Origin of the sequence: Paenibacillus xylanexedens, assembly GCF_017874615.1 — a bacterium.
GTDB classification, from domain to species: Bacteria; Bacillota; Bacilli; order Paenibacillales; family Paenibacillaceae; genus Paenibacillus; species Paenibacillus xylanexedens.
On sequence record NZ_JAGIKV010000001.1, the window covers coordinates 152,097 to 164,315 of the forward strand.

General features: G+C 46.2%; 14 protein-coding genes. All 14 read right to left on the reverse strand.

Going from position 1 to position 12,219, the window contains the following annotated elements; translation table 11 throughout:
• Positions 1-39: 39 nt before the first annotated feature.
• Entirely contained in the window at positions 40-939 is a 900-nt protein-coding gene (gene era, locus J2Z28_RS00755; protein WP_017687248.1) for a GTPase Era, read from the reverse strand.
• Between the two features lie 39 nt (positions 940-978).
• Complete coding sequence (locus J2Z28_RS00760; RefSeq protein WP_017687247.1) at positions 979-1,392, reverse strand: cytidine deaminase; 414 nt, start codon at positions 1,390-1,392, stop codon at positions 979-981.
• A 342-nt stretch (positions 1,393-1,734) separates the two neighbouring features.
• Positions 1,735-2,106, reverse strand: a complete 372-nt coding sequence (locus J2Z28_RS00765) for a diacylglycerol kinase family protein (RefSeq protein WP_017687246.1) — start codon at positions 2,104-2,106, stop codon at positions 1,735-1,737.
• The gene (gene ybeY / locus J2Z28_RS00770) at positions 2,106-2,603 is read right to left on the reverse strand and encodes an rRNA maturation RNase YbeY (RefSeq protein WP_211080807.1); all 498 of its coding nucleotides are present in this window, start codon (positions 2,601-2,603) and stop codon (positions 2,106-2,108) included. Before ybeY ends, J2Z28_RS00765 begins: the two co-directional genes overlap by 1 nt.
• Positions 2,604-2,637: 34 nt before the next feature.
• Entirely contained in the window at positions 2,638-4,887 is a 2,250-nt protein-coding gene (locus J2Z28_RS00775; RefSeq protein ID WP_211080808.1) for an HD family phosphohydrolase, read from the reverse strand.
• Positions 4,888-4,903: 16 nt separating this feature from the next.
• Positions 4,904-5,875 (reverse strand): PhoH family protein, encoded by a 972-nt coding sequence (locus tag J2Z28_RS00780; RefSeq protein WP_017687243.1) that lies wholly within the window; start codon positions 5,873-5,875, stop codon positions 4,904-4,906.
• Positions 5,876-5,881: 6 nt separating this feature from the next.
• The gene (yqfD, locus tag J2Z28_RS00785; protein WP_211080809.1) at positions 5,882-7,075 is read right to left on the reverse strand and encodes a sporulation protein YqfD; all 1,194 of its coding nucleotides are present in this window, start codon (positions 7,073-7,075) and stop codon (positions 5,882-5,884) included.
• A complete protein-coding gene (yqfC, locus tag J2Z28_RS00790; RefSeq protein WP_211080810.1) occupies positions 7,072-7,365 on the reverse strand; it encodes a sporulation protein YqfC in 294 nt (97 codons plus the stop codon). The genes yqfD and yqfC overlap by 4 nt, the downstream gene beginning before the upstream one ends.
• Positions 7,366-7,543: 178 nt before the next feature.
• A complete protein-coding gene (locus tag J2Z28_RS00795) occupies positions 7,544-8,143 on the reverse strand; it encodes a hypothetical protein (RefSeq protein WP_211080811.1) in 600 nt (199 codons plus the stop codon).
• A gap of 13 nt (positions 8,144-8,156) precedes the next feature.
• Entirely contained in the window at positions 8,157-9,167 is a 1,011-nt protein-coding gene (gene floA, locus J2Z28_RS00800) for a flotillin-like protein FloA (RefSeq protein WP_017687239.1), read from the reverse strand.
• A gap of 166 nt (positions 9,168-9,333) precedes the next feature.
• A complete protein-coding gene (locus J2Z28_RS00805; protein ID WP_051153847.1) occupies positions 9,334-10,716 on the reverse strand; it encodes an NfeD family protein in 1,383 nt (460 codons plus the stop codon).
• Between the two features lie 223 nt (positions 10,717-10,939).
• Positions 10,940-11,383 carry a GatB/YqeY domain-containing protein gene (locus J2Z28_RS00810; RefSeq protein WP_017687237.1) on the reverse strand — a complete coding sequence of 148 codons (444 nt, stop codon included), beginning with the start codon at positions 11,381-11,383 and terminating at the stop codon, positions 10,940-10,942.
• Between the two features lie 15 nt (positions 11,384-11,398).
• Positions 11,399-11,572: a 30S ribosomal protein S21 gene (rpsU, locus tag J2Z28_RS00815; RefSeq protein WP_005547957.1), complete on the reverse strand. Its 174-nt coding sequence runs from the start codon at positions 11,570-11,572 to the stop codon at positions 11,399-11,401.
• A gap of 232 nt (positions 11,573-11,804) precedes the next feature.
• Complete coding sequence (locus J2Z28_RS00820) at positions 11,805-12,164, reverse strand: histidine triad nucleotide-binding protein (protein ID WP_017687236.1); 360 nt, start codon at positions 12,162-12,164, stop codon at positions 11,805-11,807.
• Positions 12,165-12,219: the final 55 nt, after the last annotated feature.

The following is a 12,219-nucleotide window of genomic DNA, read 5'->3' on the forward strand; positions in this document are numbered from 1 at the left end:
TAAACTATGTGTTGCAATTACTGGATACAACGCGGATGATCAGTCGCGCCCGAAGCCAAGATCACGCAGAACTCGATCCTGATTTCTCCAGTCTTTTTTCACTTTAACCCACAGGTCCATGAAAATTTTGGAGCCAAGCAAGTTTTGAATGTCATGTCGAGCACGTTTACCTACTTCTTTCAGAAGGGCACCCTGCTTCCCGATAATGATCCCTTTTTGCGAATCCCGTTCCACAAATATGACAGCCGAGATATAAACGACACCGTTATCTTGCACTTTCATATCTTCGATCGTTACAGCAATGGAGTGAGGCACTTCTTCACGAGTCATTTGCAAAATTTTCTCACGAATCAACTCGGCACATACAAACTGCTCCGGATGGTCAGTAACCTGGTCGTCAGGATAGTACTGTGGACCTTCAGGCAAATACTTGCCGAGCTGTTCCAGTAATGTGCTGACATTATTGCCATGCTTGGCAGACACAGGGACAATTTCAGCGAAATCGTGTAATTTGCGATACTCTTCAATAAGTGGTAACAGCGCTTCCGGCTCAATTTTGTCAATTTTGTTCATGACGAGAATGACAGGCGTACGGATATTTTTCAGCTGTTCCGCAATATAGCGGTCACCACCGCCCATACCTTCGGAAGCATCAATCAAGAATAAGGCTGCTTCTACTTCACTCAGTGTGTTCAAAGCGGTCTGGTTCATATAATCGCCTAATTTGGACTGACGTTTATGAATCCCTGGTGTATCCAGAAAAACGATCTGTTGATTGTCCGATGTATATACACCGTGAATTTTATTACGGGTTGTTTGCGGCTTGTCCGACATAATTGCAATTTTCTGTCCGATGACTTGGTTCATCAAAGTGGATTTACCAACGTTAGGACGTCCGATAATGGCTACAAAACCGGATTTGAATTTTTGTTTTTTCATATGTTCCTCCTCAGGCGCCTAGGCCTGGAATGTATTGGTTTATTTTTTGGCGGAATTCAGATCAGAAGGCCCAAAAGCCCAAGGCAACAGTTCAGCAACGGTGGTCTCTTGCAGATCACCTTTCAAGTTCCCCAAGATGACTTTCATATCGGGTTCACACAGTTCGTACATGACCTGACGACATACGCCACATGGAGCAATCGGACCATCCGTGTCTCCCACAATGGCAATCGCTTTGAAGCTGCGAGGCTTCTGCCCACCTGCAATGGCACTGAACATCGCTGTACGCTCAGCACAATTACCTGGTGTATACGCAGCATTCTCAATATTACAACCATGATGCACATGACCTTCACTGTCAAGCAAAGCCGCGCCAACACCAAAATGGGAGTAAGGCGTATACGCCTTCGTACGTGCCTTAATTGCTTCTTGCATTAACAAACCGTTATCCATCATTATTCTCTCCCTTAGGGTGCAATATAAAGTTAGTGCCTACGAATTAAGCTCAACCAAAGCCAATTTTACACTAGTCACTCCGAGTCCAGAATAACCCTTCGATCGCTGTTATCCCCAGATTTTTTGATTCACTTTTTCAATGTGAAAATCCGGGGATAAGCTCATGCTTCCGATGTAGCTTTCTTTCAGAAAGCTTTCAGGCGAACGCTTCGCTTCTACAGGTTTATTTCTGTCCTCTTCGTTATCGTGTAATGTCAACAAGTTCAACTTAAAAAACGGTCTAACTTCACAAATTTGTGTAGTATTAAAATCACAAAACGAATCAAAGTTAATACAAAATCAGTACAAACCTAGCCAGCTCATCACCGGCTTAATGAAAACGATACAACCGATGATGACGGCGAATACCGCAGCCAGCAGAACTGCCCCGGCCGCGGTATCCTTCGCCGCTTTTGCCAGCGGATGGATATGGGGATGTGCCAAATCAACTGCTGCCTCTACAGCCGTGTTCATCAATTCAGTCACCAGGACCAAAAAGACAGCGGTCAGCACAAACATCCAATCCGTTCTTGAGATTCTGAAAAAAAAGCCGGCTACACACATCAAAATAGCCACTCCCGTGTGAACTCTCACATTACGCTGAGTCCGCAACCCATATGCGATTCCTTCCGCAGCATTGCGGAATACCAGACCCCAGGAGCGTCTTTTCATTATCGTGTCAACCCGGCCTGGGCCAATACCGTTTCTTGTTTGCCCATCATTTCAGCCTCACTAGCTTCATCCTGATGGTCGTATCCGAGCAGGTGCAAGAAACCATGGACAAACAGAAAACCAAGCTCACGTTCAAATGAGTGTCCATACTCCTCACTTTGCAGGATGGTCCGTGGTACGGAAATGATAATGTCTCCAAGAACATCCGGCATTTCTTCCATTTCTTCATCTTCGTCCAGCTCATAGATAATATCGAGTTCTTCATCCACCGTGTCGTTCATTGCAAAAGACAATACATCCGTAGGACGGTCAATACCGCGATAATCACGGTTCAACTCATGGATCTGCTCATCGTTCACAAAAGTCAGAGCCACTTCCCCGTCTGCTACATCTTCCGCTTCTCCGGCGAGATTCAGCAGCTGTTCCAGCATTGCAATCATCGGTTCTGTAATTTCTTTATCCTGTTGTTCATTATTCCATGCCAGGTTAAGACTCATTCTTTCATAACTCCTGTCTACTAATATTATTGAATTAGCCTGCTTCGGGTGAAGTCGGCTTTGGTTTCTTAATCTCCTCCGGATATTCTATCCTGGAGTGGAAGATACCCATCACCGTTTCCTTCAATGTTCTGGCGACGATATCCAGTTCACGCATCGTAAGGTCACAATCATTGAATTGATGATCGTCCAATCGTCCTTTTATAATCTTCTCAATCATGGACTCCACTTGCTCCACTGTCGGTTTGCGCAAAGATCTCACAGCAGCCTCCACACTATCGGCAATGCCAACAATAGCCGATTCCTTGGACTGAGCCTTCGGCCCAGGGTAACGGAAATCTTCTTCCGTGAAATCAGGCTCAACGCCTGCTTCTTCAGCCTGGCGCAATGCTTTGTGATAGAAATAGTGGAGAAATGTTGTGCCGTGATGCTGTTCCGCAATATCCCGAATAGGTCTGGGCAGCTTGTAGTCCTTCTGCATTTCCACACCATCGCGCGCATGGGCAACGATAATGGACTTGCTCAGTTTCGGATCAATTGAATCATGCGGATTCTCCATATTGTTCTGATTCTCAATAAAATAGATGGGGCGCTTCGTCTTGCCAATATCATGATAATACGAACCGACTCGGCAGAGCAATCCGTTAGCTCCTATGGCTTCTGCTGCAGCTTCGGACAGATTCCCTACCATAACGCTGTGATGATAGGTACCCGGTGTCTCCGTGAGCAACTTGCGTAGAAGCGGATGGTTCGGATTAGACAGTTCCACCAGTTTGAGCGCTGACAAAATGCCAAATGAAGTTTCGAAAAATGGCATCAGCCCAATGACCAGTATGGCAGTTAATACGCCACCCGCAAATGCAAATCCAATGCCATACAGTGTCGTGGTTCGGTTCCAATCTCCCGAGTCAATCAAAGCCAGGGTGAAGACGGCTATGGACCCGAACAGGCAGACCATAATGGCCCCTTTCAGGATCGTCGATCGCTGGCTAGCCCGATGCGTTGCGAAGATCGCAACAAACGAAACTACCACGGCGAAGAACCCTAGTTCGAAGTCAAAAAGCTGACCCTGATGCGTGTTCAAAATGATGCTGGACAACATACCGATCAAGATCGAACATACAAAGGCGAGCGACGTATCCAGCAACAACGCGATTAACATTGCCCCTACCGCAACAGGTGCAAGGAAGCCCACGTATGACGTCTCATTGGTCTGAATAATCGCCGTCACGTGCATAACTACAATCGTAATAATAAAAATAAGAACAAGCATCAACAGCTGCGCATTATTATATTTAAAATGCGTTCCGCTGCATTGCTGAATATACATCAGAATTGCTGCCGACAACAGACAGGAGAACATAAGAAGTCCAAGCTGCGGCCAGTAGTTCACTTCATTTTTCAGCAAATCATTCTCATCCAGCAAAGTATACATCTCCGGGGTGATCATCTCACCTTTGGCAACTAATGTGTCCCCTTGCTTGATAAAGACGGTTTGCGTGTTCTCACGCGCCTGAACTTTCGCTTCCTTGGTTCCCTCTTCATCGTAGAAGCGGTTAGCGGTCACTACGAGGCGAGCAAGCTCTTGCACGACCTCACGTTGCGTACGCTTACTAAGAGAACTGACACTCACCATCTCAGCTACTTTGGCACGGGCAGTGGTTGCGTCGCTGATCTGATCCGTCATTAACCGGGCAACAATATCCCTCGCAACTGGTTTCATCTCCTGGATATCATCTGATGTCAGACGTGAGATTTTGATGTAGGTTTCTTCGGGAATACGGTAGCTTTGCTCCTGTACCACATTTCTGATCTCTTCCAAAAGAGTCTCGGAGTATGTACCGGCTTTCCGATTATTATTGATATAGTTGGTCACAAAATCCTTCTGGCGCTGCGGAATTTCATCCCGATAAATATCAATCTTGTCCTGACTTGAAATCTGATCATCCTGATTTAATCGATCTACACGATCAAGCAGGGTAGTCATCAAATTTTCGTTTCGCAACTGGACAATCTGAAACATCGGCTGTACCCGTTCAGCAGCTTCTTCCTGTGCTTTGAGTGTGGCCTTGTTATTCGGAATCTGCATGGGCGCAGCAATGTCTACTTCACTCCGTGTCCCTTCCTGAATATCATAGCGCTCAGGGAGCAGCTTGGAAGCCAGACTCACGTAGAAAAGAATCACCAGAAACAAAAACAGAAGATAGCGTGCCCACACGCTATACTTCCATCCTGTAGCCTTATTCTGAAAAGATTTGCCTTTTGACGGTTCCTTCGAGGTCACTTTAGACAATCCCTTTCTATGCTTGATTTTCTGCGGCGTGGTTGTAAGCCACGATAATTTTCTGGACGAGAGAATGCCGCACAACATCTTGCTCGGCAAAATAGACAAATCCAATCTCGTTAACTTCGTTCAAGATCGTATTCGCTTCCACAAGCCCGGATTTCTTACCACGCGGTAAATCAATCTGTGTCACGTCTCCGGTGATGACCATTTTGGAGCCAAAACCAAGACGGGTCAGAAACATCTTCATCTGTTCCGGCGTTGTGTTCTGTGCTTCATCGAGAATGATGAACGAGTCATCCAAGGTACGCCCTCGCATGTAGGCGAGTGGTGCAATTTCGATTAACCCACGCTCCAATGCCTTCGCGGTCTGTTCCTGTCCCATAACGTCATACAGGGCATCGTACAGCGGTCTCAGATACGGGTCTACCTTCTCCTGAAGATCACCTGGCAAAAACCCAAGGCTCTCTCCTGCTTCAACAGCAGGCCGTGTAAGTACAATGCGTTTGACGCTGCCTTCTTTAATTGCGGCAACAGCCAGTACAACAGCAAGGTAGGTTTTACCTGTACCGGCAGGACCAATGCCAAATACAATATCACGTTTTTTAATTGTAGTTACATAGTGCTTCTGTCCAATGGTTTTAACACGGATTGGTTTACCTCGGTACGTTGTCGTAATCTCGCCCTTGAACAGATCCAATAGCTGGTCTGCCCGCATATCCTTGGCAAGTTCAATCGCATACTTCACATCTCTTTCAGTTAACACATATCCGTTGCGTATCAATTGCAGTAACACATCAAATAATTGTTCAAGCGATTCCACCTGCTGTGCGTTGCCGAAAATCACAATCTCCGCTTCACGGGATGCAATCTGGGCAGGAATCTCGGATTCAATCAGTTTAAGAAAAGTATCTTGGGGTCCAAAAAGAGATTGACCCTCTCCCGCACTCTGGAGGGAGATTTGTATGCTGCGTGTTTGCTCTGACAAATATCCTCATTCTCCTTGACTATGGACTAGCGGAAGTTCTTCCGCAATGCTTTCTTCTACTTCAAATAAGACTTTCATATAAACTTTACCATTCTCTTTCTTCTCATGCAAAATTTTTTCACTTATAATTTTTGTTCCTTTACCGTTTTTGGCGATAATATCGTTCCTTGCTCCTTCCAATCCTTTCGTTCTGGCCCATTCTATCGTCTGTTGTTCCTCATGCTCTCGGGTCTCCAGATCTTTCTCTGTCAGCCAACCCATGGGCAGTGTAAAGGATCGCCACGTCAATGGTCTATGATTACTCTCAGTATCAAATGAACTGAACGGTGTACTTCCGTACCCCCACAGTTGGATCGCCCAATTCCCCAGCACCATGTAAAAACGTTCTCTGCTCTCACCTGTCATTGTATTATGTTTTTGCACTAGCGGAACCTCTACCTGGTACTCACGCCATACCAGACCACGAACTTCGCCTTTGGCAACGATGGTTTTGGTGTTCTCCTCATCCCCGAGAATCCCCGAGATTAATACCTGACCCTTTTTGACACGCATGTCCTTCTGAACAACAGGGCGTCCCTGCTCCGCATAGATTTGAGTGATGACAGCATCTGACTTGCTGATCAGATGTCTGGGATTCAGTAATGGTTCGCGCTTTGGTTGCGCCGATTCTACGACCTGAATGGTAATGGTTGTCCCCTCTTTACTCACGCCAATCCAGGTTACATCCGGCAGAGCGAGTGCAAGCTGCCTGGAGAGCTTGTCTTGGCTTTGCAGACGGAACCCCCATTGCAAAGGATATATGCCCTCTTTCTTCGCTGCTGCAAGCACCTCGTCGGTGGGAATGGTGACGTTACCTTTGACCTCCACACTCCATACCATCGAAGACAACGCAAACAAAGCTGCCACAAAAAATAGCATACCCCCAAGAAAGAACTTCCTCCGCAATAAACGGGCCGCAAAAAAAGGGAAACCGCTGCGATGGGTTACTTTTACCCTGCAGCCTGTCCGTTTCAACACAGGACGCAACCTGAAAAAATGCGGCAGCAGAATGTTCATCTCTGCCACGCGTCCATCGTGAGCACGCAGGTTCCACACTTCCAGTCCCTGCTCTGCCACCGTGTTGATCAGTGTTTCAATGTCTCCCCCAGTGACCGTGATTCGGACTGCTCCCCGCAGTTTATACAGACTGGGCTGCTTCATCCGTTCCCCTCCACTCCATTCATATGAATATCCAGAATCGTTCCTTCAACAGCTACTTCATCCGGCAAAATGTTACGTATCACCAAGGCATTTCCTCTGATCTCCAATTGGCCTTGGGAAAGAGCCAACACGATGCGATCCGGTGTGAAATGGATGACACCGCGATGATTCTCTATATACAGTTGCTTACTGCCGATCAGGGTTAACCGTGGCATATCATAAAGCACATCCTGCGGCAGATCCAACACTTCACTGGTCCATCTGCGCAGCTTGCGGCTGATCCGGGTCATTCGAAGGTCTTCCCCCTTCCTCTACAGTTCAACTTATGCGCAGATTCATGAATTTATGAAAATTCCGGGGCGTGTTAGGGACAATTGTTGAGAAAAAAGGATAGAACACAGAAAAAGCCGTCTCCGGCGGCTTTCTGCTCACCAGAGACGACTCTATTCCGTCCAATAGCTTGACTTGTTACAGTTTCCCTCTTGTACCAAACGGCTGTTTGGAACGAGGGGAACCCAGTACTTCTGCCCACAGGACACCTGTGCGAATGTCTGCCGGACGAAGCGGAGACGCTCCCGATCCATCGGTGCTGGTCTCATCCCAACTGGAATCAGACACAACTGGCTTATTCGCAGAAGATATGCGATTCAAGCGTTCTTCGATCAAACGTTGCTGTTCTTCCATACCTCTCATCTGTTCCTCAAGTGAATTTGCCATCGCACTCATCGTGCCCTCACTTCTGTAGTCAGTTGCGGGGCGAGAAGTTGCAGCAGGCTCCGAATACGGCTGATCATACTGATTCTCATATTGCACGTCATCATACCGATCGTCATACTGTTCATCATAACGCGGGTCTGCAGGTCCGGAAGACTGCTGCGGAGATGAATTGTCTCTTGAACGTTCATCCCGGCCTGCATCACCACTGCCTCCAAATGTAGGCATCCCATTGGCAGGACGCTTTTTGTTCGGATCAGCCAATTTGGCAGCTTTCCCCAAGAAGGAGAAGAGTGCAAAACCAATAACCGCTACAATGTACAAATTATCAAAAATCCATTCAAATAGGCCCATTTGCACTCACCGCCTATCTTCCGTTTTTGGAATCACCCTGATCGTTGGAATTCGAACCTTCACCAGGTTTTCCCAATGTGTTACGCATTTGAGTATCCGCTTCAATGTTCTTCAGGTTCATGTAATCCATCACACCAATTTTACCGTTGCGAAGTGCCTCAGCCATGGCAAGAGGTACTTGGGATTCAGATTCAACCACACGTGCTCTCATTTCCACTACGCGCGCTTTCATCTCTTGCTCTTGCGCTACGGCCATTGCACGACGCTCTTCTGCTTTCGCCTGAGCGATACGTTTGTCAGCTTCTGCTTGCTCTGTTTGCAAGAAGGCACCAATGTTCTTACCTACATCAACGTCCGCAATATCAATGGACAGGATTTCAAAAGCAGTACCTGCATCCAGACCTTTGGACAATACGGTACGGGAGATCAGATCCGGATTTTCCAGGACGTCTTTGTGAGAATTGGAGGAACCGTTCGTACTTACGATACCTTCACCAACACGGGCGATGATTGTTTCTTCACCAGCACCACCGACGAGACGGTCAATATTGGCACGAACCGTAACCCGTGCTCTAACTTTAACTTCAATACCATCTTTGGCAACCGCAGAGACAATCGGTGTTTCGATAACTCGTGGGTTAACGCTCATTTGTACGGCTTGTAATACGTCACGACCTGCGAGGTCAATAGCAGCTGCACGTTCAAATTCGAGTGGAATGTTGGCACGTTGTGCAGCAATCAGAGCGTTTACAACACGGTCAACGTTACCACCGGCCAAGAAGTGACTTTCCAGTTGGTTCATGGTTAATTTAAGACCCGCCTTGGTAGCTTTGATCAGTGGATTTACGATACGGCTAGGCGTTACACGTCTCAGTCTCATCGCTACCAGTGTAATAATACTTACGCGTACGCCGGATGCAATCGCTGAAACCCAGAGCATAACCGGGAAAAAGCTGAAGAATACGCTCAATACGATAATACCTACTACCGCAATGAGCAAAATCGTAATCATAGATGTGTCCATTGTTTAATTTCCTCCATTTGCAATTTGAATTTGATAAAAATATTTGAGAAGAGAAGACACTCTTGAATCCGCTGCTAAATTAAAGAATGCACCACCTCGCTGGCAGCTTCAGCTACGTGGTTATGTACATTGCCGAAGCGTTAATCCGCTTCGACAACAGAGCGGGTTACACCGGCAAAGCTTGCTGAACCACAATCCGGGTACCTTCCGCTTTAATCACAATAATCGGAGTATCGATGGGAATAAAATCTCCGTCGGTCACAACGTCAATTCGTTCCCCTTCAAACATCGCTGTTCCAGAAGGACGAAGTGGTGTCAGACTGATTCCTTGCAGACCAACCAGCTCTTTGCGTTCTGTGGCTGATGAATAACCCCGATCAGCAGACATGCTGTCACTCAGTATGAACCGATTCCATATCCCTCGATCTTTAAACAGTACTGCGATAATCGCAATCACTACCAATGCTGCTCCGAAAGCGATACCCAGGGAAACGAATGCATCACTCGTATCATAAGCAGCCCTCACAACACCTGCAACAAGCGCAATGGATCCCAAAATCCCCAGAATACCAAAGCTCGGAATAAACATCTCCAGAATCATCATGATGAGTCCGACGGTAAATAGCACCCATGTCTCTGCTCCGGCAAATCCCGCAATGTAATTACCCGAGAAATACAACACGAAACACACGATACCTACAATACCAGGAACTCCAAAACCAGGAACAATCAATTCAATGATCACACCCGCGATTCCGAGGAACAATAACACAGTCATAACAACCGGATTGGTAAGAAAAGAGGAGATATTCTCCGCTGTCGTTCGTTCTACCTTAAATACGTCATCCTGACTGTAACCGAGCCAAGCTGCCGCTTCTTCCGGTGTGTTGCTGATGTGGTCGGCATAACCAACTTTCAGCGCTTCTTCAGCCGAGAGAGCAATAATCTCACCTTTTTGCTTCGTTTTATTGATCTCTGGCATTTCAACAACGATGTTGACATCCGTCATTCCAGCTGCAATCTTGCCATCACGACCACTGATTTCAGCCGCTCCCTGCATTTTGCTTTTCCAGAATGCAACAAGCTTTGGATCATCAACATGTTTACCCGAACTGTCCACCATTGCTGCCGCACCAATCATACTTCCTGGTGACATTACGATCTTATCTGCATTCAGAGCCAGAAAACTCCCGGCTGAAGCAGCATCTCCACGGACAAATGCAACAGTCTCGATCGGACTGTCCTTAATTAGGGTACCCAATGCTTCTGCAGTGTCGACACGGCCTCCCGGCGTATTGATATCAAGAACGATCAGCCCAGCATTCATCTCTTCTGCTTGCTTGAACCCGCGTTCCATGAACTTGCCAAGTCCCTGCTCGATTGGTTTATCAACCGGAATAATATATACGGCGCCACTCTTCTCAGCTGCATGCGCTGACGGTGATCCAATCCAGACAGGAAGCAACAGCGTCAGCAGCATTAAGAGCATCAATGGCCCCGTAAGCTTCTTCCGGCGCTTTCCCTTCACAATAGTCCCCCCCTTTTCCATTAATGTTATACTGTCCAGCTTATGGTATTTATTACGTGCAATGCAACATTTCGTTTCAAAATCTTAAAATTATATTTGAAAACTCGATCAAATGCAAGAATAAAAATCCATAATAATATATATTAACCATTAAAAAGAAATTTCGCCATCCCAAGGACATCATGCCTTCTGATAAATGGAAAAAACACCTCCTGACAAGTCAGAAGGTGTTTATTGATTTGCTTTATTGCAGAAATTGTTGAACTGCTTGATTTACCAGTTTGCCGTCCGCTTTGCCTTTAACTTTCGGCATAAGGGCCGCCATGACTTTCCCCATCTCGGCTTTCGAAGAAGCACCGGTTTCCTGGATGGTCTGCTGTACAATAACTTTAATTTCTTCTTCGGTAAGCTGTGTGGGAAGGTACTGGATGAGTACTTCAATTTCCGCTTTTGCATTTGCCGCGAGATCTTCACGGCCCGCTTTGTCAAATTCTTGGAGGGCATCTTTGCGCTGTTTGATTTCACGACTCAGGATATCAAGCACTTCGTTGTCATCCAAATCTCTTTTCAAATCTATTTCAAGATTCTTGATCGTCGAACGAATCAACCGAATGTTGGAGAGTCTGAACTTGTCCTTACTCTTCATCGCTTGCTTCATATCTTCGTTCAATCGTTCGCTAAGATTCATGTAATTAAAATCCTCCTAAAACTTTCTCTTACGAGCAGCCTCGGACTTTTTCTTGCGCTTTACGCTTGGCTTCTCATAATGCTTACGTTTCTTCACCTCAGCCAATACGCCATCTTTAGCGATGGAGCGTTTAAAACGACGAAGTGCAGCATCAATAGTCTCGTTTTTGCGAACTTTAGTTTCAGACACCAGTTTTCCCTCCCTCCGACCAGACCGTCCAAGAGCAATAACACGGTTCATCATCTTACATTATAGGCGAAAGATAATAAAGGTGTCAACCTCAATGTAATGATCACTTATTTGAATCCATTTCATAACTCAAAGGTATTATGAAATGGATTCATTATATAAGCATTTGGTCACACATTCATGGATTTAATACATATGACTAAATCCTCAATAGTAGTACCCATTAGCTCGTTTATTTGTGAGAATCGGACAGACTTGTCAACACGCCAAGCCTGGTACCACCCAACAAATGGTAATGCAGATGATGAACGGTTTGTTCTCCATCCTTACCACAATTGTTGATCAAGCGATATCCTGTTTCCTCCACACCAAGGCGCTTGGCCGCTTCTTGAGCAGCCAGATGAATCTCACCGATCAAAGGCAGATCTTCTGCGGTAACTTCATTCATCGAAGCAATATGTTTCTTCGGAATGACGAGAACATGTGTCGGTGCAGCGGGCTGGATGTCATGAAACACGATAACATGGTCATTCTCCAGTACTTTATTGGAGGGAATGGTGCCCTCTACAATTTTGCAAAATAAGCAATCCATAGTTCATACCCTCCTTTGTATTCCAATGTATGTATTCCCTTCTATCATACTAGAA

What these genes read in the sequence shown, in the direction of transcription:
- era (WP_017687248.1), bottom strand. Translation starts at nt 939, where the DNA reads ATGAAAAAACAAAAATTCAAATCCGGTTTTGTAGCCATTATCGGACGT.
- J2Z28_RS00760 (WP_017687247.1), bottom strand. Translation starts at nt 1,392, where the DNA reads ATGGATAACGGTTTGTTAATGCAAGAAGCAATTAAGGCACGTACGAAG.
- J2Z28_RS00765 (WP_017687246.1), bottom strand. Translation starts at nt 2,106, where the DNA reads ATGAAAAGACGCTCCTGGGGTCTGGTATTCCGCAATGCTGCGGAAGGA.
- ybeY (WP_211080807.1), bottom strand. Translation starts at nt 2,603, where the DNA reads ATGAGTCTTAACCTGGCATGGAATAATGAACAACAGGATAAAGAAATT.
- yqfD (WP_211080809.1), bottom strand. Translation starts at nt 7,075, where the DNA reads ATGAAGCAGCCCAGTCTGTATAAACTGCGGGGAGCAGTCCGAATCACG.
- yqfC (WP_211080810.1), bottom strand. Translation starts at nt 7,365, where the DNA reads ATGACCCGGATCAGCCGCAAGCTGCGCAGATGGACCAGTGAAGTGTTG.
- J2Z28_RS00795 (WP_211080811.1), bottom strand. Translation starts at nt 8,143, where the DNA reads ATGGGCCTATTTGAATGGATTTTTGATAATTTGTACATTGTAGCGGTT.
- floA (WP_017687239.1), bottom strand. Translation starts at nt 9,167, where the DNA reads ATGGACACATCTATGATTACGATTTTGCTCATTGCGGTAGTAGGTATT.
- J2Z28_RS00805 (WP_051153847.1), bottom strand. Translation starts at nt 10,716, where the DNA reads ATGGAAAAGGGGGGGACTATTGTGAAGGGAAAGCGCCGGAAGAAGCTT.
- J2Z28_RS00810 (WP_017687237.1), bottom strand. Translation starts at nt 11,383, where the DNA reads ATGAATCTTAGCGAACGATTGAACGAAGATATGAAGCAAGCGATGAAG.
- J2Z28_RS00820 (WP_017687236.1), bottom strand. Translation starts at nt 12,164, where the DNA reads ATGGATTGCTTATTTTGCAAAATTGTAGAGGGCACCATTCCCTCCAAT.